General features: G+C 46.3%; 18 protein-coding genes. 13 read left to right on the plus strand and 5 right to left on the minus strand.

All coding sequences use genetic code 11. The features are described 5' to 3' along the window. The first annotated feature begins 3 nt into the window (after positions 1-3). The 9 genes from AB6805_RS10685 (at position 4) to AB6805_RS10725 (ending at position 8,507) form a co-directional block, all read left to right on the plus strand. Positions 4-924, plus strand: coding sequence for a hypothetical protein (locus AB6805_RS10685; protein WP_370909412.1), 921 nt, complete (start codon positions 4-6; stop codon positions 922-924). 225 nt (positions 925-1,149) lie between these two features. Then, positions 1,150-2,286, plus strand: a complete 1,137-nt coding sequence (locus tag AB6805_RS10690) for a beta-ketoacyl-ACP synthase III (RefSeq protein WP_370909413.1) — start codon at positions 1,150-1,152, stop codon at positions 2,284-2,286. A 24-nt stretch (positions 2,287-2,310) separates the two neighbouring features. Continuing rightward, positions 2,311-2,709 (plus strand): hypothetical protein, encoded by a 399-nt coding sequence (locus AB6805_RS10695; RefSeq protein ID WP_370909414.1) that lies wholly within the window; start codon positions 2,311-2,313, stop codon positions 2,707-2,709. A 90-nt stretch (positions 2,710-2,799) separates the two neighbouring features. After that, the gene (locus tag AB6805_RS10700) at positions 2,800-3,804 is read left to right on the plus strand and encodes a BtrH N-terminal domain-containing protein (RefSeq protein WP_370909415.1); all 1,005 of its coding nucleotides are present in this window, start codon (positions 2,800-2,802) and stop codon (positions 3,802-3,804) included. Positions 3,805-3,823: 19 nt separating this feature from the next. Next, positions 3,824-4,570, plus strand: coding sequence for an ABC transporter ATP-binding protein (locus tag AB6805_RS10705; RefSeq protein ID WP_370909416.1), 747 nt, complete (start codon positions 3,824-3,826; stop codon positions 4,568-4,570). A 33-nt stretch (positions 4,571-4,603) separates the two neighbouring features. Continuing rightward, positions 4,604-5,896, plus strand: a complete 1,293-nt coding sequence (locus AB6805_RS10710; protein ID WP_370909417.1) for an ABC transporter permease — start codon at positions 4,604-4,606, stop codon at positions 5,894-5,896. 92 nt (positions 5,897-5,988) lie between these two features. Further along, positions 5,989-6,246, plus strand: a complete 258-nt coding sequence (locus tag AB6805_RS10715) for a phosphopantetheine-binding protein (protein ID WP_370909418.1) — start codon at positions 5,989-5,991, stop codon at positions 6,244-6,246. 13 nt (positions 6,247-6,259) lie between these two features. Then, complete coding sequence (locus tag AB6805_RS10720) at positions 6,260-7,474, plus strand: beta-ketoacyl synthase (protein WP_370909419.1); 1,215 nt, start codon at positions 6,260-6,262, stop codon at positions 7,472-7,474. 16 nt (positions 7,475-7,490) lie between these two features. Continuing rightward, a complete protein-coding gene (locus tag AB6805_RS10725; protein ID WP_370909420.1) occupies positions 7,491-8,507 on the plus strand; it encodes a beta-ketoacyl synthase chain length factor in 1,017 nt (338 codons plus the stop codon). Here AB6805_RS10725 and AB6805_RS10730 read toward each other — a convergent pair. From AB6805_RS10730 to rpsT, 4 genes are all read right to left on the minus strand, one after another. Next, the gene (locus AB6805_RS10730; RefSeq protein ID WP_370909421.1) at positions 8,504-9,730 is read right to left on the minus strand and encodes a YhcG family protein; all 1,227 of its coding nucleotides are present in this window, start codon (positions 9,728-9,730) and stop codon (positions 8,504-8,506) included. The genes AB6805_RS10725 and AB6805_RS10730 overlap by 4 nt on opposite strands. A 110-nt stretch (positions 9,731-9,840) precedes the next feature. Continuing rightward, a complete protein-coding gene (locus AB6805_RS10735; RefSeq protein ID WP_370909422.1) occupies positions 9,841-10,857 on the minus strand; it encodes a YhcG family protein in 1,017 nt (338 codons plus the stop codon). 341 nt (positions 10,858-11,198) lie between these two features. Next, positions 11,199-12,923, minus strand: a complete 1,725-nt coding sequence (locus AB6805_RS10740; protein WP_370909423.1) for a M14 family metallopeptidase — start codon at positions 12,921-12,923, stop codon at positions 11,199-11,201. 73 nt (positions 12,924-12,996) lie between these two features. Next, a complete protein-coding gene (rpsT, locus tag AB6805_RS10745; protein WP_079469282.1) occupies positions 12,997-13,251 on the minus strand; it encodes a 30S ribosomal protein S20 in 255 nt (84 codons plus the stop codon). Positions 13,252-13,492: 241 nt separating this feature from the next. On the opposite strand from rpsT, the gene AB6805_RS10750 reads away from it, so the two are divergent. From AB6805_RS10750 to AB6805_RS10760, 3 genes are all read left to right on the plus strand, one after another. Beyond that, positions 13,493-16,252: a 2-oxoglutarate dehydrogenase E1 component gene (locus AB6805_RS10750; RefSeq protein ID WP_370909424.1), complete on the plus strand. Its 2,760-nt coding sequence runs from the start codon at positions 13,493-13,495 to the stop codon at positions 16,250-16,252. 96 nt (positions 16,253-16,348) lie between these two features. Beyond that, entirely contained in the window at positions 16,349-17,926 is a 1,578-nt protein-coding gene (odhB, locus tag AB6805_RS10755; protein WP_370909425.1) for a 2-oxoglutarate dehydrogenase complex dihydrolipoyllysine-residue succinyltransferase, read from the plus strand. A gap of 96 nt (positions 17,927-18,022) precedes the next feature. After that, positions 18,023-19,180: an Fmu (Sun) domain-containing protein gene (locus tag AB6805_RS10760; RefSeq protein WP_370909426.1), complete on the plus strand. Its 1,158-nt coding sequence runs from the start codon at positions 18,023-18,025 to the stop codon at positions 19,178-19,180. Between the two features lie 62 nt (positions 19,181-19,242). On the opposite strand, the gene mnmA is transcribed toward AB6805_RS10760, so the two are convergent. Beyond that, complete coding sequence (gene mnmA, locus AB6805_RS10765; RefSeq protein WP_370909427.1) at positions 19,243-20,349, minus strand: tRNA 2-thiouridine(34) synthase MnmA; 1,107 nt, start codon at positions 20,347-20,349, stop codon at positions 19,243-19,245. A gap of 210 nt (positions 20,350-20,559) precedes the next feature. Here mnmA and AB6805_RS10770 point away from each other — a divergent pair, with 210 nt between their 5' ends. Then, positions 20,560-22,053, plus strand: coding sequence for a tagaturonate reductase (locus tag AB6805_RS10770; RefSeq protein WP_370909428.1), 1,494 nt, complete (start codon positions 20,560-20,562; stop codon positions 22,051-22,053). Positions 22,054-22,059: the final 6 nt, after the last annotated feature.

Consider the following 22,059-nt stretch of genomic DNA (forward strand, 5'->3'; position numbering starts at 1 on the left):
TTTATGAACGAAAGACCGAAGATCCTGGTGGTATATTATACACAGACAGGGCAATTGAAGAGGATTATTGATCATGTGCTGGCTCCGCTGGAAGGCAAAGCAGATATTACTTTTGAGCAACTGGTGCCTGTAACGCCTTTCCCTTTCCCATGGGGGAAACAGCAATTTTATGATACCATGCCGGAAACCGTTCAATCCACCCCCCGTGGTATTGAACCATTGAAAGTGGACGTGAATGCGCAATTCGACCTGGTGATACTGGCTTATCAGCCCTGGTTCCTTTCTCCTTCACAACCAACCGCCGCTTTCCTGCAAAGTGACGCTGCCAAACAATTGCTGAAAGGCAAAAAGGTGGTTACCCTGCTGGGCAGCCGGAATATGTGGCTGAATGCACAGGAAAAGGTGAAAAATTACCTGCAGCAGGCAGGGAGCACTCTTGTGGGCAATATTGTACTGGTAGATAAATCACCTAACCTCATTTCCGTAATCACCATCCTTCGCTGGGCTTTTAAAGGAAAAAAGGAAGCCACGCGCTTTCTGCCCCAGGCAGGAGTACAGGAAAACGAGATCATTACTTCCGGCCGGTTTGCTGCACCGATAGCTGAGGCGCTGCAAAGGAATCAATGGGACACCCTGCATGCACGATTGCTGTCGCTGGATGCGGTAGAACTGATTCCCAACCTGGTAGTACTGGAAAATAAAGGAATGAAGGCTTTCCGCTTCTGGGCAAAGTTCATCAGCGCTAAAGGCGGTCCGGGCGCCCCTTCCCGTCAGGGACGCGTATCCATGTACCGGGGATTACTGCTGGTAGGTATTTTTGTTTTAACACCAATATCCCTGATTACTTCTCTTATACAGTTAAATCTGAAAAAGGCTAAGCTGCGCCGCGAAGTAGATTATTATAAGGGTATTTCCCTGAGATAACAGGATCAAGTCCACCTTAAAGGCGTATCAAAGCCGTACATAAAGCGTGTATAAAGCGACCTTCAGGCAGTGGCGTGATACTTGTAATTCCAATTAGAATTCTATATTTACGTCTGTATACAACGTATATTAAATTAAAATATGTTTTTCACTGTGAGCTGGCTGGCAAGGCAGGGCAGCTTTGACCAGGTTTTACATGTAGCCTTAAAAGACGAATAAATTCAAATGAAGGAAGTTTATATTACCAGGCTGTCTAAATTTTTACCTAACAAGCCTGTAGAAAATGAGGAAATGGAGAGCATTCTCGGCATGGTAGATGGAAAGGCTTCCCGTGCGCGTTTGAAGATACTGGGTAACAACAAAATCAAAACCCGTTACTACTCTTTGGACAAAGAAGGGAAATCCACGCATTCCAATGCAGAGATGACCGCAACTGCAGTGTCACAATTATTTGATGAGCAGTTTCCCATCAGCAAATTGCAGTTACTGGCCTGCGGTACCACTTCTCCTGATCAGTTGTTGCCTAATCATGCTGCGATGGTGCATGGTATTTTGAAATGCCAGCCGGTAGAGCTGATTGCAGCCACAGGTGCTTGTGCGGCAGGAATGCAGGCTTTTAAATACGCCTGGATGTCCATCCGCTGCGGCAATACTTCCAATGCCGTGAGCACCGGTTCTGAAAAATTTTCCGCCTGGATGCTGGCGCAGAAATTCCAGCCGGAAGCGGAAAATCTGAAAAGCCTCGACGAAAATCCTATCATCGCTTTTGAAAAGGACTTTCTCCGCTGGATGTTATCAGATGGCGCCAGTGCAGCCCTTTTCCAGGATAAACCCAATGAAGAAGGCTTATCCCTGCGGGTAGACTGGGTAGAAATACTCTCCTACGCCAATGAGCTGGAAACATGTATGTATGCCGGCGCTATCAAGCAACCGGATGGCAGCACCACCGGATGGATTGATATGACCCCGGAAGAATGGGCGCAGCATAGCGTATTCTCCTTTAAACAAGATACCCGTTTACTCGGTAAAAATATTGTTCCTTCCGGAGCACAAATGTGGAAAGAGCTGGTAGAGCGCCACCAGATTAATCTTGATGAAATAGATTTCTTCCTGCCTCACCTGTCATCTGAATTTTTCAGGTTAAAGATAGACGAGGAAATTACCCGGTTAGGCGTTCCTATTCCTTTGGAAAAATGGTTCACCAACCTGGCCGAGGTAGGAAACGTAGGCACCGCATCACCTTACCTGATGCTGGAAGAACTGATGAACAGCGGCCGTTTTAAGAAAGGTCAGAAAGTAGTAATGATGGTTCCGGAAAGTGCACGTTTTTCATATGCTTATGCACATATCACCGTGGTATAAGCAATCACTTCTAAAACTGCTATCATGAAAAAAGAGGAAGTACCACAGGATAGTGATAACCTGCATGAAGGTACATTCAAGCAGATTATGTATGCGGTGGATAATTCCGGCAATTATGTACAGGTGCAGAGCGCAGGCTGGGAGCCGGAAAACATTGCTCTGGACCAGGCCTGGGAAGAAGTAAACGAAAGAGTAAAAGCGGCGCGCGCCAGGGTAGAAGCCGGCGAAATCAGTCCTGTTGCCTATTACATGGAAAAAAACCTGATGGACCTGCCATTATTGGCCAGTTATGTCGGTAAATTTCAATGGCAGGTAAAAAGACACATGAAACCCGGCGTATTCAAAAAGCTCGGTCCTAAACTGCTGCAGCGTTATGCAGATGCCTTCAAAGTGAGTTTAACAGATCTGCTGCACATCAGATAAAGCATACCAATAGTAACGGATTTGTGGGTAGATGATATCCGATGATCTTCCCGCAAATCCGTTATTCGTCATGCTGCTACAAAAAATATTATGACTAATTCTTTTTTCCAACACCACCAGACCGCCCATTGTGAAAGTGGAGTAATATCAAACCTGCTGGGACATTATGGTTTGCAGATCAGTGAACCAATGGCTTTTGGCATTGGTGCAGGCATCTTTTTCGGCCACCTGCCTTTTGTAAAGGTGAACGGCGTGCCTGGTACCACTTACAGGATATGGCCAGGCGCTATTTTTCAACGGGTGTGCAAACGGCTGGGCGTACGAATGGAATCCGAGAAATTTTCTACACCGGAAAAAGGAATGCAGGCCCTGGATAAAGTAATTGAAGCGGGTATTCCCGTTGGATTACAATCCAGTGTTTATTACCTGCCCTATTTTCCCGCTTCCTACCGGTTTCACTTTAACGCACATAACCTGGTTGTTTACGGTAAACAGGATGGACAATACCTGGTAAGCGATCCCGTAATGGATACCGCCACCACCATTGATCCGGAAAGCCTGGCGCAGGCCCGCTTTGCCAAAGGGTTTCCGGCCCCTAAAGGAAAAATGTATTACCCGGTACATGTACCGCCGACTGCCTCATTTGAAAAACCGATCAAAGCCGGTATTGAACAGGCCTGCCACTTTATGCTGAAAGTGCCTATTCCGATGTTCGGCGTAAAAGGAATCCGCTTTCTTGCCAAAAGGGTCGCCAACTATGCTGAAAATCCCGGCGACCGGAAAGCTACCCTGTATCTTGGAAATATTATCCGCATGCAGGAAGAGATCGGCACCGGTGGCGCAGGTTTCCGTTTCCTGTACGCCGCTTTTTTACAGGAAGCAGCAGTTTTGCTGAAGAAAGATGAATTGAGCAGGCTTGCAGGGGAACTGACAAAAACCGGCGACTTATGGCGTAATTTTGCATTTGCCGCTGGCCGCGTATGCAAAAGCAGATCGGCAGATAATGTTTCCTATAAAGAGCTGAGCCAGATGTTACTGGAGTGCGCGGCATCGGAAGATGCATTCTTCCGCAAGCTGGCACAGGTGAAGTGGTAATTAAATATCCAATTGAATTATGTCCGGCATATCTGTAAAAGATCTATATAAAACCTACAAGGGTAGTGCAGAGCCCACACTGAAAGGACTTACGTTTCAGTTCGGGAAGGGAAAGATTGCCGGTTTGCTGGGTCCCAACGGGGCAGGTAAAACCACCACGATTTCAATATTATGCGGTATCGTGAGGGGCGACAGCGGAGAAGTAATCATACACGGTTTAAAACAGCAGGCCGCCCACCGGGAGGAAATCAAACATATTATCGGGATCGTACCACAGCAGATAGCCTTGTATCCACAACTATCTGCCGTAGAAAATCTCACTTATTTTGGTAACCTCTACGGTTTCAAAGGAAAGCCACTCCAACAAAAAATTATGCATTACCTGGAGCTGTTTGGCCTGGAGAAAAGCGCTCACAAAGAAATTCATAAATATTCCGGCGGTATGAAGCGGCGGGCCAACATTATTGCAGCCATCCTGCACAACCCCAAATTGCTGGTGCTGGATGAACCTACTGCCGGCGTGGATGTGCAGTCGCGCAGTATGATATTACAGTTCCTGCGCGATTACAACAGCCAGGGAGCCAGTATCCTGTATACTTCCCATTTGCTGGAAGAGGCGCAATCGTTATGTGAAGAAGTAGTGATCATGGATGCAGGAAAAATGATCGTACAGGGTAACCCGCAAACCCTGATCCATCAGCATCCTGACTGTAATAACCTGGAAGACGTATTCCTGCATTTCACCGGAAATGCACTCCGGGATTAATTTTTAAAAGCTAAAAGCGAAGGGCCAAAAGCGATGTTAAGACTACTGGCAACCATCAGGAAAGAGTGGCAATTGCTGTTACGTGATAAAACAGGGATCATCCTCCTGTTTGTAATGCCTGTGGTATTGATTACAGTAATGGCGCTGATCCAGGACGCGCCCTTCAAAGATTACCAGGATATCAGGTTCGACATCTTAACAGTAGATAATGACCATGGTCGTTTGGGCAGGTCTGTAAAAGAAGGACTCGCATCCGGCGGACAATTCAATATAATCGATTCTCTTGATGGCCAGCCTGTAACGGCCGAACGGGCCAAACAACTGGTGAACGAAGGGAAATACAAGATCAGCATCATTATACCCGCAGGCGCTACAGCCGCTATTGTGAGCAATGCCAACCGCATTGTAAATGATATCACCCATCGAATGGGCATGTCGGTATCCCTGCCGGTAAAGAAAACCGCTGATTCATTAAACGTAACAATCTATTTCGACCCGGCCGCGAAGAAAGCATTTAAAGGCGCTATTCATCAATCGGTAGATAATTTCCTCACACAAGTGGAAACAGATTTGCTGCTAAGCCGTATTAAACAACAGCTGAAGAGTAAAGACAGCACAGTTGCTCCTGCTGATACGCTGGCCATCCGTTTGCAGGCGGTAGGGTTGAAGGAGCAAAGCACGGGTACGGCAAAACAACTGGATGTAATTTCTAATTCTGTTCAGCATAACGTACCTGCCTGGAGTATTTTTGCGATGTTCTTTATCGTGATACCCATTGCAGGCAATATGATCCGCGAAAGGGAAGATGGCAGCCTGCTGCGGATGAAGCTGATACCCGGGTCTTACCTGGCTATCCTGGCTGGTAAGATGCTGTTTTTTGTAGGGGTTTGTGTATTGCAGTTTTACCTGATGATGCTGGTCGGCATTTATGTGCTGCCACTGCTGGATTTGCCGCAGCTGGTAATGGGACAGCATCCGGGGGCTACCTTGCTGGTAGCGGGTGGAATAGGGCTGGCCGCAACCGCTTATGGTATCCTGATTGGCACGGTATTTAAAACACCTAACCAGGCATTGAACTTCGGTGCAATCTCTATCGTGATACTGTCGGCCATTGGCGGCATATGGATCCCGCTGGAGGTAATGCCCGCCAGGATGCAGCTGCTGGGGCATTTGTCGCCTTTAAGCTGGGGACTCGATGCGATTAACGATATTTACCTGCGCAATGGAGATGTCAGGTTTGTATGGAAAAATGTATTGAGATTAATACTCACCGGACTCGCTATGCTGGCCATAGCCGGATGGGTGGAAAAAAGAAGAATGAACTGATAAATGTTTTCAAAACAATAGTAAAACTGTATTTTTACTCCCCACAAGGGCATTCGCCTGTTGTGAACAACAGGTGATAAACCTACAACATTATGGAAGAATTAAAAAAGAAACTGAAAGAACAAATCATTGAGGCGCTCAACCTTCAGGATACCAAGCCGGAGGACATTGATGACAATGCGCCGTTATTTGGAGATGGCCTGGGTCTCGATAGCATCGATTCGCTTGAACTGATGGTATTGCTGGAAAGACAGTATCATATCAAAGTAGAGGACCCGCGCGAAGGCCGTAAGATCCTGCAGTCTGTTCAGTCTATGGCGGAGTTTATCCAATCAAAACAACCAGCATAAGTAAAGTGGCTACATGGCGGAAAGAGTGTTTATAACAGGGATAGGAATGATCACCGCCATTGGTGATAATGTAGCCGGAAACTTGCACCATCTGCGGTTACAGCAAAGTGGACTGGGTTACAGCAACTACATTGATACCATCTACAAAAATGTGCTGCCTGTTGCAGAAGTAAAACATGCCAGCGATGCCTTGTTTGCATTGGCCGGTGTACCAGTAAAGGAAGGATATACACGTACCACTTTACTCGGACTGGCAGCTATGCGGGAAGCCTTGCAGGATGCCGGCATTACGGATGTTCAATCGACCCCTACAGGCTTTATTAACGCCAGTACCGTGGGAGGTATGTGCGATACCGAGAAGTTATATTTTGACATTATCAATCCTGAAAAGACAGGTTCCTTTTTACAATATATAGATACGCTGGATTGTGCGGATTGTACTCAGCGTATAGCCGACACCGTAGGGTTCAGTGAACATATTGCTACCATCAGCACTGCCTGTTCCTCTTCTGCCAACGCACTGATGTTTGGTGCGCGCATGATTAAGCTGGGGATGTTACCACGGATGGTATGCGGCGGCACTGAAGCGCTTACCCGTTTTACACTGAATGGATTCAATTCCCTGAAAAATGTGGATAAGCAGTTTTGCCGTCCCTTTGATCAGCAACGCACGGGTTTAAACCTGGGCGAAGGCGCGGCATACCTCGTACTTGAAAGTGAATCTTTTGCCAGGGCCAACAACAGCCGCATCCTGGCAGAGCTAAGCGGATACTGTAATACTAACGAGGCATTCCACCCTACGTCTCCTTCACCGGACGGCGACGGCGCCTATGAGGCCATGAAAATGGCCCTCGCTATGAGCGGGTGCTCACTGGAAGAAGTATCTTACATCAATGTACACGGCACTGCCACACTGAATAACGATGTTTCCGAAGGAAAGGCACTGGAACGTTTATTCGGAGATAAAGTGCCCCTGTTTAGTTCTACCAAGCCTTTTACAGGACATACACTGGCTGCAGCGGGTGCTATAGAAGCCATCTATTCCATACTGGCCATTCAACATGGGATAATATTTCCCAATCTCAATTTCTCTGAAAGGATGGAGGAATTGAATATTAGTCCGGTTACCACCCTGATGAAAGGATACCCGGTAAATCATGTTATTTCAAACTCATTCGGCTTTGGGGGCAACAATGCTTCCCTGGTGATCAGCAAATATGAAGGGTAAGTGTTACATACAAGCAATGGCGGCCATCTCCCCGCAGCCAACTTTTGAAGGGGATATTTTTTCGGCACAGCTGGCACATACAGATAGTAATCTGCTTGCCTGTATTGAACCCGATTATAAGCCCTTCATCCCCGGCAACAGCCTGCGTCGTATGACAAGGGTGCTTAAAATGGGACTCACCGCTGCACTTAAATGCATCCGGGAAAGTGGTATCACCACACCAGGCCCCATTGTTACCGGTACCGGCAAAGGCAGTTTACAAGACACGGAAAAGTTTATCAAAGAGATTTCCGAATACAAGGAAACAGCCCTGAATCCCACTCCTTTTATTCAATCTACTTACAATTCTGTGAATGGATTAATTGCATTGCAGCAAAAGTGCACGGCTTACAACAACACTTTTGTACACCGCGGTTTTTCCTTTGAAAATGCTTTGCTGGACAGTATGATGCTGTTGCAGGAAGGCGCCACGCACACGCTTACCGGCGCATTCGAAGAAATTACAAAAGAACATTTTTATATCAAAAGCCGGATCGGTTTCTGGAAAGACCAGCCCACCGACAACCGGGAACTGTACCGTCACCTCTCCCCCGGCAGCATTGCCGGAGAAGGCGCTACTTTCTTCACACTAACGGGCACGCCTACACCGCAGAGTTATGCAGCCATTGCTGACTTCAGGATGTTGTACAAACCAACCGGGGAGAAATTGTCTGCCGCACTGAAAGCCTTTACTACTCCTCCTGACCTGATCATTACCGGCCGTAATGGCGACAGTAATTACGAACATTTTTACCAGGAGCTGGATCAGTGTTTTCCTGGCATACCACAGTTGCCGTTCAAGCATCTTTGTGGTGAATATGACACCGCCGGGGCGTTTGGATTGTGGTTGGCCGCGCAGATTGTAAAAGCGCAGCAAATACCCGTGGCCTGGTTTCCAGGTACGGAGCAATTGTCTGCGCCTGTGCATTCTCTTCTCTTCTACAATCATTTTTACGGGGAACAGCATATCATGCTGAAACTGGAAAGAGTTTAGCTTTCACATCTTCTCAATTCACCCGCCAGGAACTGCTGCAACTGTTCTTTGGTAGGGAGCTGTACTGCATAAGTGGAGATGAACATTTGCTGGTCCATTCCGGAAGGAATGGCATATTCAGCAAGTGCCTCATCTTTATTGGTAACCAACAAAATACCGATCGGTGGATTATCACCCGGCGCAGTCATTTTTGCTTTGAAATAATTCAGGTAGGTTGTCAGTTGTCCGGCATCGGCATAAGTGAAATCACCCACTTTTAATTCGATCAACACATGACATTTGAGAATGCGGTGATAAAATACGACATCTACAAAATAATATTCCTGTCCTATCAGTATCCTTTTTTGCCGGCCTTCGAGGCAGAAGCCATGCCCCATCTCCAGTAAAAATTCCTGTAAATGATCCAGCAGCTTTTGTTCTACAGTACTTTCCTTTTCTATTGCTTTTTGGGGGAGATCTAAAAATTCAAATGAGTATACATTTTTGATCAGATCTGCAGGTGTCACCGGGCTTTCAGCTGATTGTTGTATCAGCCGGGAAAGTTTGTGAGGGTCTTTAGCAAGGCCCATACGCTCGAAGTAGAGACTGTTGATTTGCCTTTTTAGTTCGCGTACACTCCAATTGCCTTTGATGCATTCTACTTCGTAAAAGGTGCGCTTAAAATCATCTTCAATAGTGAGTAAGCTGGCAATGTGTGTAAACGACAGGTTATTTACAATCTTCTTACCTGAAACTCTGCCAATTTCCACCGGGGCGATTGCAGAAGGGTCAATTGGATTATTTGAAGTTCCTAATTCGTCAGACACTGTCTGACGAATTGTATGTATTTGATTATTAACGATTTGTAATTCGTCAGTCACTGACTGACGAATTCGCATGTTAATTTTTTCAAATTCATCAGCCATTGACTGATGAATTTGAAAAGCACTATTTTTTAATTCGACTGAGACTTCAGAGTTAATCTGAGGATAATACTGATAGAATTGCCTGCACAACTTTAAGTTTGTAGGGGATAGTTTTAGCATCGGTAACGCTTTCGAAATCTGTTCTAATAATTGCGCTCCATATTTTGCCCTGTCAACTCCCTTCTGTTCATACTCTACAATATAGCATCCAATCATCCAGTTGCGGATGGTAAGGGAACGATTAATAGCTTTGGCAGCAACTTCCTGGAAATGTACATGTGTGGTTTCAATGCTGTTAAGCAGATGGTTAAATTTCATTTTGATAATGGTTTTATGTTAGAGATTTTGTTGTAAAGGAAGAATGATAACGTGTAGACGGGAACGGCAGTTATTTTGGGATTATTAAAATGAGTTGTTCATTATCATTTTTATAGCATTTTGCCCAGTGCTTCAGCATCAGGTAAAAATTCTTTCATGTTTTCAGGTATACTATTGGCCTGATAATGTGTATAGGTACCTACACTCATCGCTTTATCGATAGATTTGATAGCATAATCTACCACCATATTGTCTTTCTGTTTGCAGAGTACAATACCGATGCTGGGATTTTCATGTGGCAGCTTTACTTTGTCATCCAGTACATTCAGATAAAAGTTCAGTTGACCGGCATATTCAGGTTTAAACTTTTTACGTTTAAGTTCAATCGCCACAAGGCATTGCAGGTGCCGGTTATAGAAGAGCAGATCTACAAAGAATTCATTGTTGTTTACTTCCAGTTTATATTGATTGCCAATAAAGGAATATCCTTTTCCCATACTCATAATAAATTTCCTGATGTTGTTCACTATTTCGTTTTCAAGTATGCCTTCATCATCGTCTTCATTAATATTAATAAAGTCGATGAGGTATTCGTCTTTAAATACTTCCAGTGCTTTGGATTTGATATTTTCCGGCAGTGTTTTATTGAAGTTGTGGGGCATATTGCCCTGGTGTTTGAAAAGATTGGCGTTAATTTGATGTTCTAATTCTCTTACTGACCAGAATTGTTCTGCGGCTTGGGAGATATAGAAAAGCCGGGCATCTTCATGGCTGCATTTTTCCAGGATGAGAATATGATGGGTAAAGCTAATGCTGTAGAAAGAAGCCTGTAATTGGCCCGTCACTGACGGGCCAATTACAGGTGCTCCGTACGTGTCATAAAAGTGGCGCATTTTTTTTAAATTGGTGTAAGAGAAACCTTTTACACCAGGGAGTTCTTGTTGGAGATCCCGGGCTATCTGTTCTACTATTTTTGCTCCCCAATTCTCTGAATTGATTTTCTCAGAAAGCATTTGACCGAGCTGGAAATACAACTTTAATTGTTCCTGATTTGCTAATCTGGCAGCCAGATATCTGCTCCGAACAATGTTTTGTTTTAAATCCTGTACAAATTCCTTGTAAGACATGTTTTTCGTTTTTTTGTTAAAGAATACTGGTTATTTTATATCTGAAAGATGATTGAAAGCGTGTTTGGCAAATGATGCAATGGCTCCTATGTTTAATCCACATAAGTAATTGCAAAATTCATGTCGATATGATTTTAATAATGGAAGGATTATGCCCACTTCAGTTTCGCTGAAGTATGTAACAAACATTTAAACGGGCACGAATTTAAAGTATGTTCCAATAAAAACCCGTTCATTTTATTCAGGGGTGAAATGATCCGTTCATTATCATGAACAGCATGCATAAAAAAAGCGGAGACATAAGCCCTGCTTACATCTCCACTTCTATCTGCAAAAATATTCTATCTTACTCTATACACCGGGTAACGCATATATTCCGGCTCTGCATAAGGTGAATTTTTAAACACAAAATTCAGTTGTGCACTGGCACTGTTTGCAAATGCGGTATCGGTAGCTTTTTTCTTAGCTAACAATTCCTGCAGCTCAGGATGTTGTTTTAAATATTCAGCGCCGGTATCTTCAAAAACATAGGGAGAATATCCTTCTTTTTGTCCGAGGATGGCATCAAAAAAGTTCCAGGCAAAAAACGAATCGCCACCGGTGGGTTCCAGTGTTTCTATCAGGAAACGATTGGCATTCTGGTTCATGGGAATATAGTAATCTCCTTTACGGAGCCTGATGGAATCTTTGCTGTTGGTTACTTTAATATTGGTGTGCAGATAATGCTTTTCAAACGGTTTGGTGTAGCTCTGGAAGTCGGCAATGTGATATACTTCTACGAAGATAGTGGTATCATGTTGCAGTGGCTGCATTTTTACCTGGTTATTTTTCAACAGGTTAATTACCGCCCACCAGCCTTGCGGAATAATATAGGCTTGCGGTTTTTCCACAAAGTTTTCTTCGTTGGCGTAGTTATAAAATTTCACTTGCCTGGTGTAGGGTTTCGAGCGGTCGTAATACAACCTGGGCAGACCAGAAATGTCACTTGGCTTGTGTCCGGAAGCAAAGCCACGGAAAGTGATCAGGCTGTATTTGTTCATATCAAACTCCCAGGCGAGCGGAAATGTTTTTTGTGTAAGAGCAGTTTGCTTTGCCTGTTCGCGCAGGTGTTTAATCTCTTCGCTGTGGGTGGCAGTAAACGCAATAAAGCATTCCATCAGGGCGTAAGTTGCCTTTACGCGTAATGGATAGGGTTTCAGCATATGTGTTTCCGGCACAAAACCGAAGGTATGGAAAAGGGTCGTATAGCCGGTAGAGTAGCGGGGAGCGTCGGAAAATTCCACCCAGCCGCTGTCGGGTGTTTCACCAAAGTGATTTACGTAGGGAACGAGGTCGTAGCCTTTATTTTTCATAAGGGCGTATAATCCGGGTTCAAATGTTTTGTTCATGAATTCACCCATTGGGCCGCCGAGTTTATTGTGCTGGGTGGTGAGCAGGGTCATGATATGCTGATAGTCGGCGCCGTTGCTCACGTGATTATCCACAAATACGTCCGGATCAGTGAGGTGATAGATTTGCTGGAAGGCGAGGGCGTTTTTGGAATCGGCTTTGATGAAGTCACGGTTAAGGTCCAGGTTCTGGGCATTGCCGCGGGACCCGAAGGCATCGGGTCCGTTTTGGTCTACCCGGTACCAGGGGGAGCGGTTCAGCATTCCGCCGATATTATACACCGGGATTACAGCGAGTATGATATTTTCCGGGAGATGGATTTTCCCCTGTGCAAGGTCGCGGAGGAGCATCATACTGGCGTCTATGCCATCTGGTTCCCCGGGATGGATACCGTTATTGATGAGTATAACCCGTTTATTTTGCCGGTGAAGGCTTTTAAAGTCGAAATTCCGGCCGGGGGAGTAGGTAACCAGGTGCAGGGGGAATCCGGCATCGGTGGCGCCAACGGTTTGTATATGAATTTGCGGGAAGCGTTTGGCGAGCTGTTCGTAAAACCGGATCACTTCAGTGTAGGTGGCGGTTTCGCGGCCATTGGTTTTTTCGTATCGCGTGGTGAAATCCTGCGCAGAAGAGAGCAGGGGAAACAGGGCGGTCAGCAGCAGGAGTATCTTTTTCATCGTCTTGATAAAATGGAAAAACAAAAAGCCCTTCCTTTTCGAGGAAGAGCTATAAATATTGTTACTGAAGCAATTAAGCCAGAGCTAATACTCTCTTAGCCAGCTTGCTTTTCAGATTTGCAGCTTTGTTCTTGTGAATAACGTTACGTTTAGCCAGCTTATCAAGCATAGAAGCTACCTCAGTTAAATCTTTCTCCGCTGTTGCTTTATCGGTAACTGCTTTCAGGTCACGGATGGCGTTACGGGTAGTTTTACCATAGTAACGGTTACGCTCATTACGCTTTCTGCTTTGACGTACGTCTTTCTTTGTTGCTTTATGGTTTGCCATTTTTCAAATTTCAAGTTTCGGACGGCAAAGGTAACTATATTCCCTTTACAAAACAAACTAAATCTAGTTTTTCCGGTGAGCTACAAATATAAGCACCTTTTATCACAGATAATCAGTTGATTTTTTCTCATTTTTTCCAACCAGCGTATCGAAAAACGAGCGATATTTGCAATCCCATATATTAATATATTGGGATCAACAGAAAAGTATTTGAACTGAAGATCAGCAAAACTCGTTGTAAATGAAGGACTTCTCATTCGTCACTAACTCACATCCTGCTTACATTGAATCGTTATACCAGGATTTCCGCAAAGATCCCAACTCTGTAGACCCGGATTGGGTTAAATTTTTCGAAGGATTTGATTTTGCAGTATCCAACGTAAACGGCAAGGCGGCAACATCAGCGCCGGTAGCAGGGGGTAGCACTTCGTTGCCTGTGAGCGACGACCAGCTGGCGAAAGAACTGGGCGTGTACCGCCTGATACAGGCGTATCGCAAAAAAGGCCATTTAATTGCTAAAACCAACCCCATCCGTGAAAGAAAAGACCGCAAGGCTAACCTGGATCTTGCCAGTTTCGGATTAGGGGACGCTGATCTTAAAACAGAATTTTACGCCGGAACCACCATTGGCGTGGGTAAAACTACCCTGGAGAAGATCGTTGCCTACCTGCAGCAGATCTACGCCGGTTCCGTAGGACTTCAATACACCTACATCAACGACCGCGATAAAGCGAAGTGGATGGAGAAAGAGTTTGAGTCAATCATGCTGCAACCATTGTCGCTGGAACAGCGCAAACGCATCCTGCAAAAGCTCAACCAGGGCGTTATTTTTGAAAAGTTTCTTCACACAAAATATATCGGGCAGAAGCGTTTTGGCCTGGAAGGGGGAGAATCCACCATTCCGGCGCTGGATGCGATCATTAACGTAGCCGCAGAATATGGCGTACAGGAATCCGTGATAGGAATGGCCCACCGTGGCCGTTTGAACGTACTGGCCAATATCCTGGGTAAAACCTACGAACAGATCTTCAATGAATTTGAAGGCCTCGCCGTACCAGACATGACCATGGGCAGCGGCGACGTGAAATATCACCTCGGCTTCCGCTCACAGGTAACTACTCCCGGCGGCAAACCCGTTAACCTGCAACTGATGCCCAACCCTTCCCACCTGGAAGTGGTGGACCCGATCGTTGTGGGATTTGCACGCAGTAAAGCAGACGTGATCTACAACAGCGATTATGACAAAATACTCCCCATCCTCATTCATGGCGACGCTGCCGTTGCGGGTCAGGGAATAGTGTATGAAGTGGAACAAATGAGCAAACTGAAAGGATACTACGTTGGTGGTTCCATTCACTTTGTCATCAATAACCAGATCGGCTTTACCACCGATTTTGATGATGCCCGCTCGTCAGACTACTGTACCAGCGTTGCATCTATTGTACAGGCCCCGGTATTCCATGTCAACGGCGACGATGCAGAAGCAGTGGTGAAAGTATCCCAGCTCGCTGCCCGCTACCGCCAGGAATTTAATGAAGATGTGTTCATCGACATGGTTTGCTACCGCAAACATGGCCACAACGAAGGCGATGAGCCTAAGTTTACACAGCCGAGCCTCTACGCCCTGATTGAAAAACACGCGAATCCGCGTGAAGTATATACCCAGTTCCTCCTGAATAACGGAGAGTCTGAAGCACAGGCGCTGGCCAAAGAAATGGAAAAAGGCTTCTGGGACGATTTACAGGCCCGCCTGGATGATGTGAAACAACATCCGCTGCCTTATGTAAGCCAGAAACCGGAACAGTGGTGGCAGGCCCTGCGCAAAGCCACTCCACAGGACTTTGAGGCTTCTCCTGTAACCGCTATTAAAGAAGAAGATTTTAAACGGCTGTTCGACGGCCTTATGAAATGGCCTGAAAGCTTTGTGCCACTGCGTAAAGTGAGCAAACTGCTGCAGGACAAAATAAAACTCTACCAGGAAGAAGGCAAGGTGGACTGGGCAACCGGTGAACTGCTGGCATATGCCAGCCTCCTGATCGAAGGAAAAGATGTAAGAATGAGCGGGGAAGACGTGAAACGTGGTACATTCTCCCACCGTCATGCGGTGTTGTTTGATGAAAATACCAATGAAACGTATAGCCGTCTCAGTCATTTCCAGGAGAACCAGGGTAAATTCAGAATTTATAACTCGTTATTGAGCGAATATGGTGTATTAGGCTTTGAATATGGCTATGCCATGGCTAATCCTAATAACCTGGTATTATGGGAAGCACAGTATGGCGACTTTGTAAACGGTGCGCAAACAGTGATTGATCAGTACATCAGCAGTGCAGAACAGAAATGGACTACACAGAATGGCCTGGTAATGCTGCTGCCTCATGGTTATGAAGGCGGCGGACCGGATCACTCCAATGCCCGCCCGGAACGCTTCTTACAACAATGCGCAGAAGAAAATATGGTGATCACCAATATTACTACTGCTGCCAACTTCTTCCATGCGTTACGCCGCCAGTTAACCTGGCAGTTCCGCAAACCACTCATCAACTTCTCTCCAAAAGCGAATCTGCGTCATGTGGGCGCTTACTCTGCCATGCAGGAATTTACACAGGGTGGCTTTAAGGAAGTTCTGGATGATCCGTTTATCGACGACGCCGCTGTGGTGAAAAAGGTATTACTGTGCTCTGGTAAAATGTATTTTGATCTGAGTGACAAACAGGCGAAAGACGATCGCAAAGATGTAGCGATTGTTCGCCTGGAACAACTGTATCCACTGCCGGTTAAACAACTGGAAGCCATTGCGCAGAAGTATAAAGGAGCTACCTTCTTCTGGGTACAGGAAGAACCACTGAACATGGGCGCTGCAGCATTCCTGCAAATGAACCTGAAACAGATCAATTATGGTGTTATCAGCCGCAACCCGAGCGCTTCCACAGCAACCGGTTATGCGAAAGTTCATGCCCGTGAGCAGCAACAGATCATCGACACGGCTTTTAACATCTAAAGAAATTCAAAGTATAAACAGAATAACGGGGTTTTACGTTCAGCTAAGGGCTAACCGCTAAATGCAAAACCTGGTATCACCATCAACTGATTAAATATGGTTATCGAAATCAAAGTCCCTACGGTAGGAGAATCTATTAGCGAGGTAACAATTGTAAAGTGGTTGAAAAAAGACGGAGATTATGTTCAGCAGGACGAGGTATTGTGTGAAATGGAATCTGAGAAAGCCACCTTCGAACTGAATGCAGAAAAGGCGGGCGTTCTCAAAATTGCCGCCGCAGCTCAGGAAGGAGCTACTTTGAAGATTGGTGATGTAGCCTGTAGCATCGATACAGACGCCGCTGCACCAGCAACCGGCGCCGCACCGGCAGCTGAACCCGCTGCACCTGCAGCAGCAGCTCCTGCGCCTGCCCCGGCAGAAGCCGCACCGGCAGCACCTGCAGTGAATAAAGGGACGATTGAAATGAAAGTGCCTACAGTAGGAGAATCTATCAGTGAAGTAACACTGGTAAAGTGGCTGAAGAATAATGGTGATTATGTAGAGCGTGATGAAGTGGTATGTGAACTGGAATCAGAAAAAGCCACCTTCGAACTAAATGCAGAAGAAGCCGGTGCACTGATTACCGTAGCTAAAGAAGGCGATACGTTAAAAATAGGCGACGTTGCCTGTAAAATTGATACCAGTGTTGGCAGACCGGCAGGCAAAGCCGCACCGGCAGCCGCTCCCGCCGCACAACCGGCCAAAGCTGCTCCACAACCGCAACAGGCGCCTGTTACCAGCATCCCGAATGATGTGAAAGCATCCCCGGTAGCTGCGGCAGTGATTGCCGATAAACATGTGGATCCTTCCAGCATCAAAGGCTCCGGCGCTCATGGCAAGATCATGAAAGACGACGTGTATGCCGCCCTGCAAAATCCAGGCGTGGCAATAGGCCAGGAAATGTTTACCCGTGCGGAACGCCGCGAAAAAATGAGCAACCTGCGTAAAACCGTTTCCCGCCGCCTGGTGGAAGCGAAAAATACAACGGCCATGCTAACTACCTTCAACGAGGTAGATATGACAGAAATTATGGCGCTGCGTGCCAAGTATAAAGAAGTATTCAAAAAGCAGCATGAGGTAAACCTCGGCTTCATGAGCTTCTTTACCAAAGCATGCTGCTTCGCTTTACAGGAATTCCCTTCTGTAAATGCTTATATCGACGGAGAAGAACTGGTGTACCACGACTACTGCGATATCTCTATCGCGGTATCGGCTCCGAAAGGACTGGTAGTACCGGTGATCCGCAATGCAGAAAGCCTGGATATGGCAGGTATTGAAAAAGCAGTAGTGGAACTGGCTACCAAAGCCCGCGACAACAAACTGACCATGCCGGAAATGACCGGTGGTACTTTCACCATCACCAACGGTGGTGTATTCGGTTCCCTGATGAGCACACCTATCATCAATATCCCGCAATCCGCTATCCTGGGTATGCACAAAATCCAGGACCGCCCCATGGCCATCAACGGCCAGGTGGTGATCCGCCCGATGATGTACCTGGCGCTGAGCTACGACCACCGTATTATCGATGGCCGCGAATCAGTGAGCTTCCTCGTAAGAGTTAAAGAAATGCTGGAAAATCCTGAACAACTGCTGTTCGGTAAAGATCCGCTGAAAGCATTGCTGAAACTCTAGTTTCAGCTGAGAAGATAAAGTGAAATCCGGTCTGTTATCAGGCCGGATTTTTTTGTGCGATCACCACCGCGTCAATATTAGCCCTTATCTTCGCGTATGACCCGTTGGGAAAATTATTTAGCATCTGCAGAAAAAATTATCGGCGCCTACCAGGGCAGCCTGCCATTACACCATTTCCTGAAATCTTTTTTCAAGGAACACCCCTACATGGGAGGCCGCGACCGGCGCTGGATTTCACAGCTGGTATATCATTACTTCCGCCTCGGAAGCTGGGGTAAAAGCCTTTCTGTAAGCGAACGGATCATTACCGGCGCGTTTCTTTGCGAAACCACACCGAACGATTTCCTGGCAGCGATCCGCCCTGCCTGGAACCAGCAGATCACATTGCCGCATACTGATAAAGCAGCACTGTTGCCTGTTCCTTTAACTCCTGATACGCTTTTCCCGTTTCCGAGCGACCTGTCGGACAGTATAGATGCTAACGCATACGCCTATACTGTTCTGAAGCAGCCGCGGTTATTTATCCGCGTGCGCAACAATAAACTCGATAAAGTATTGCCATTGCTGGATAAGGCCGCCATTCCGTATGAATTGTTTCCCAATAATACTACCGTGGCATTGCCCAACGGCACTAAAATAGAAGTAGTGGTGCCGGAAAAAAGCTGGTACGAGGTGCAGGACGCTTCCAGTCAGCAGACCGGTGAATTATTCCATCCGCAGAAGCAACAGCGGTGGTGGGATTGCTGTGCTGCCAGCGGCGGTAAATCCATCTTGCTGAAAGACCAGCAGCCTGGGGTACAATTACTGGTATCTGATGTAAGAAGATCTATCATCGAAAATCTGCAACAACGTTTTGCGATAGCAGGGGTCAAACATTTTGAAGCGCGCGTGGCAGATCTTACTGCAGAAAATTTCCATGCTTCTATGGGAAGTCAGCAGTTTGATGGCATCATCCTCGATGCACCCTGCAGTGGCTCCGGTACCTGGGGCCGTACACCGGAAAGCATCTCCTTCTTTAAAAAAGACGAGATCGGGAAGTACCAGCAGTTACAGAAAAAGATAGCTCATAATGTAGCGCCATTTGTAAAAAAAGGGGGCTCGCTGATCTATATCACCTGCTCTGTTTTTAAACAGGAGAATGAAGAGGTGGTGAAATATATAGAAGAGACCAGTGATCTGCGGAAGCAGGAAGGAGGCGTAATTGCCGGATATGACAAGGGCGCGGATACCATGTATGCAGTAAGATTGTCTTAGTTTTTGAAGACAAAAAAGGGTGGGAAGACAAATCTTCCCACCCTTTTTTATGAAATTAATTTTTACAAAACCGGCATCGTCCGCTGGATGATTCCTCCGCCAACTACATCGTCGCCTTCATAAAAAACAGCCGACTGACCCGGAGCAATGCCTTTCACGCTTTCGTAGAAGCTTACTTTTACCTGTCCGTTTTCATTGTACAGGTTACTCAGCGCGCCTTTATCTTTATAGCGGATCTTGGTAACCGCTTCCATGCCGTCCGGAATGGTATCGTATTTACCCATGTTAATGCCGCTTACAAACATTTCGCTTCTCTGTAATTCATCTTCATTACCTAACACTACGGTGTTGGTTTCGGGAATAATCTCCGTTACAAAAACGGGACGCCCGAGGGCAATATCAAGCCCTTTACGCTGCCCAACGGTATAGAAGGGGTAACCCTTGTGGTGGCCAACGATCGTGCCGTCTGCCAGCACAAAATTGCCGCCGTTTACTCTTTCTTCCAGTCCCTCCACTTTTCTTTTCAGAAAACCGCGGTAGTCGTTATCCGGCACAAAGCATATTTCATAGCTTTCTGCTTTTTTAGCCAGTTCGGGATAACCGAAATCAAAGGCCATCTGGCGTATTTGTGTTTTACGGTATTTGCCTAAAGGAAGAATTGTGCGGGCCAGTACATCCTGTTGAATGCCCCACAGCACATAGCTCTGGTCCTTGGTTTCATCCAGGCCCTTGCTGATTACATAGCGGCCGTTGTCGTGCTGACGGATCTGGCCATAGTGACCGGTGGCAATAAACTCACAATCCATTGCGTCTGCACGTTTCATCAGTGCGCGCCATTTTATATGGGTATTGCACAGTACGCACGGGTTAGGCGTACGTCCTGCGATATATTCCTCGACAAAATTATTCACTACAAAATCACCAAATTCATCACGGATGTCCAGCACAAAGTGCGGGAAGCCGTGATGCACCGCTGCCGCGCGGGCGTCGTTAAAAGAATCCAGGTTACAGCAGCCGGTTTCCTTTTTACTGGAACCAGCAGATGCATAATCCCAGGTTTTCATGGTGATGCCCACCACGTCATACCCCTGTTCATGCAGCATCAACGCTGTAACAGTGCTGTCGATACCACCACTCATGGCTACCAGCACTTTACCATGCTTGCTCATTTATAAAAGTTTAGAGCAACAAAATTACTTAAATTTAAGCCAACGGCCATCTGTGCTTTATTGATCCTGACAATGGCGGGATTGATTCTGATTATATCCCTGGTATAATTTTAACAAGTTTGGGCGATTATTTTCCGAAACACTATAAATTGTTAGTTGTGAATTATATATTTATTAGTTTTAGCCACCTTTTAGCATAAATTAGTCGCAATGCTACCTATATTAAACAAAGAACTTATATTAGGAAATCAGGATTCCGGCGTTCATGAAAAAACATTCACCTTCCCGGAAAAGATCCTTCAATTCGGTACCGGCGTGCTTTTACGCGGTTTAGTAGACTACCTTGTAGATAAAGCCAACCGCCAGGGAATTTACGAAGGAAGGATTGTGGTGGTGAAATCGACCGATGGCGATACCATTGATTTTTCCAGTCAGGATGGCCTTTTTACCACCCATATCAAAGGTGTTTCCCAGGGAGAACTGGTAGATCAGGTGCTGATCAACGCCGCTATTAGCCGGGTTTTGCAATCGAATGCAGAATGGCAGGAAATATTAGCTGCTGTTCATCAGCCCGCTTTGCAAACAATTATCTCCAATACCACAGAAGTGGGGATTCAATATGTTCCGGAAAAAATAGCAGATGGCGTACCTGCCTCCTTCCCCGGCAAATTGCTGGCGGTGCTCTGGGAGCGGTTTACCTTTTTTAAAGGCAGCGCCAATACCGGCTTTGTGATTGTGCCCACGGAACTGGTGGTAGACAATGGCCGCCTTTTAAAAGATATTGTATTGCAACTGGCCGCCTATAATGAGCTGCCACCGGCATTTATCACGTGGATACAGCAGGATAATCAATTCTGCAATTCCCTGGTCGACAGGATCGTTCCCGGGAAACCCCGCAACCTGGCGGAAATTGAACAAAAGGCCGGGTACACCGATAAATTATGGATAGAAGTAGAACCCTACCTGTTATGGGCCATTGAGGGGAATGAACATACCCGTTCTGTATTATCTTTTTATAAGGCAGATGAAAGAATGCTGATTGAACCCAGCATCACCCCGTTCCGGGAACAGAAGCTCCGGTTACTGAACGGTAGTCATACTGCAGCAGTGCCATTGGCTTTCCTGTCGGGCCTCAACACGGTATACGAATGCATGCAGGACGATTATATGAGTCATTACTTCAAAGAAGTCGTGCTCCGCGAAATACTCCCTACCATTGAAGAGGCTTGTCCTACGGCCGCCGCATTTGCACCGGAAGTGCTCGATCGTTTTGCCAATCCGTTTATTGCGCATAAGCTCATCAGCATCACTTTCCAGGAAAGTTCCAAGATGAATGCGCGCAACGTGCGCACATTGGTACGTTACTACGAAAAATATAAAGCGCTCCCGCCTCATCTGTGCCTGGGCTTCGCCGCCATGCTGCTGTTTCTGCAGCCGGCGAGGGAAGAAGCCGGTAAATATTACGGCAGCAGGAACGGGGAAGAATATGTTATTACTGACGATAACGCCCCGGTTTTTGCAGCCTGGTGGCGTGATCACACCAATATAAGCGATATGGTAACCGGGATCTGCAGTGATAAACGTTTATGGGAAACAGACCTGTCGGCCATTCCCGGTTTTGCTGAACAGGTGGCCGGGATCTTAAAAATGCTGAAAAGCAACGGCGTGAAAGCATTTATTCAATCGCAGCTGCTCAAAAATTAATCATGT

Source organism: Chitinophaga sp. RCC_12 (assembly GCF_041360695.1).
GTDB lineage: Bacteria > Bacteroidota > Bacteroidia > Chitinophagales > Chitinophagaceae > Chitinophaga.

What these genes read in the sequence shown, in the direction of transcription:
- AB6805_RS10685 (WP_370909412.1), top strand. Translation starts at nt 4, where the DNA reads ATGAACGAAAGACCGAAGATCCTGGTGGTATATTATACACAGACAGGG.
- AB6805_RS10690 (WP_370909413.1), top strand. Translation starts at nt 1,150, where the DNA reads ATGAAGGAAGTTTATATTACCAGGCTGTCTAAATTTTTACCTAACAAG.
- AB6805_RS10695 (WP_370909414.1), top strand. Translation starts at nt 2,311, where the DNA reads ATGAAAAAAGAGGAAGTACCACAGGATAGTGATAACCTGCATGAAGGT.
- AB6805_RS10700 (WP_370909415.1), top strand. Translation starts at nt 2,800, where the DNA reads ATGACTAATTCTTTTTTCCAACACCACCAGACCGCCCATTGTGAAAGT.
- AB6805_RS10705 (WP_370909416.1), top strand. Translation starts at nt 3,824, where the DNA reads ATGTCCGGCATATCTGTAAAAGATCTATATAAAACCTACAAGGGTAGT.
- AB6805_RS10710 (WP_370909417.1), top strand. Translation starts at nt 4,604, where the DNA reads ATGTTAAGACTACTGGCAACCATCAGGAAAGAGTGGCAATTGCTGTTA.
- AB6805_RS10715 (WP_370909418.1), top strand. Translation starts at nt 5,989, where the DNA reads ATGGAAGAATTAAAAAAGAAACTGAAAGAACAAATCATTGAGGCGCTC.
- AB6805_RS10720 (WP_370909419.1), top strand. Translation starts at nt 6,260, where the DNA reads ATGGCGGAAAGAGTGTTTATAACAGGGATAGGAATGATCACCGCCATT.
- AB6805_RS10725 (WP_370909420.1), top strand. Translation starts at nt 7,491, where the DNA reads ATGGCGGCCATCTCCCCGCAGCCAACTTTTGAAGGGGATATTTTTTCG.
- AB6805_RS10730 (WP_370909421.1), bottom strand. Translation starts at nt 9,730, where the DNA reads ATGAAATTTAACCATCTGCTTAACAGCATTGAAACCACACATGTACAT.
- AB6805_RS10735 (WP_370909422.1), bottom strand. Translation starts at nt 10,857, where the DNA reads ATGTCTTACAAGGAATTTGTACAGGATTTAAAACAAAACATTGTTCGG.
- AB6805_RS10740 (WP_370909423.1), bottom strand. Translation starts at nt 12,923, where the DNA reads ATGAAAAAGATACTCCTGCTGCTGACCGCCCTGTTTCCCCTGCTCTCT.
- rpsT (WP_079469282.1), bottom strand. Translation starts at nt 13,251, where the DNA reads ATGGCAAACCATAAAGCAACAAAGAAAGACGTACGTCAAAGCAGAAAG.
- AB6805_RS10750 (WP_370909424.1), top strand. Translation starts at nt 13,493, where the DNA reads ATGAAGGACTTCTCATTCGTCACTAACTCACATCCTGCTTACATTGAA.
- odhB (WP_370909425.1), top strand. Translation starts at nt 16,349, where the DNA reads ATGGTTATCGAAATCAAAGTCCCTACGGTAGGAGAATCTATTAGCGAG.
- AB6805_RS10760 (WP_370909426.1), top strand. Translation starts at nt 18,023, where the DNA reads ATGACCCGTTGGGAAAATTATTTAGCATCTGCAGAAAAAATTATCGGC.
- mnmA (WP_370909427.1), bottom strand. Translation starts at nt 20,349, where the DNA reads ATGAGCAAGCATGGTAAAGTGCTGGTAGCCATGAGTGGTGGTATCGAC.
- AB6805_RS10770 (WP_370909428.1), top strand. Translation starts at nt 20,560, where the DNA reads ATGCTACCTATATTAAACAAAGAACTTATATTAGGAAATCAGGATTCC.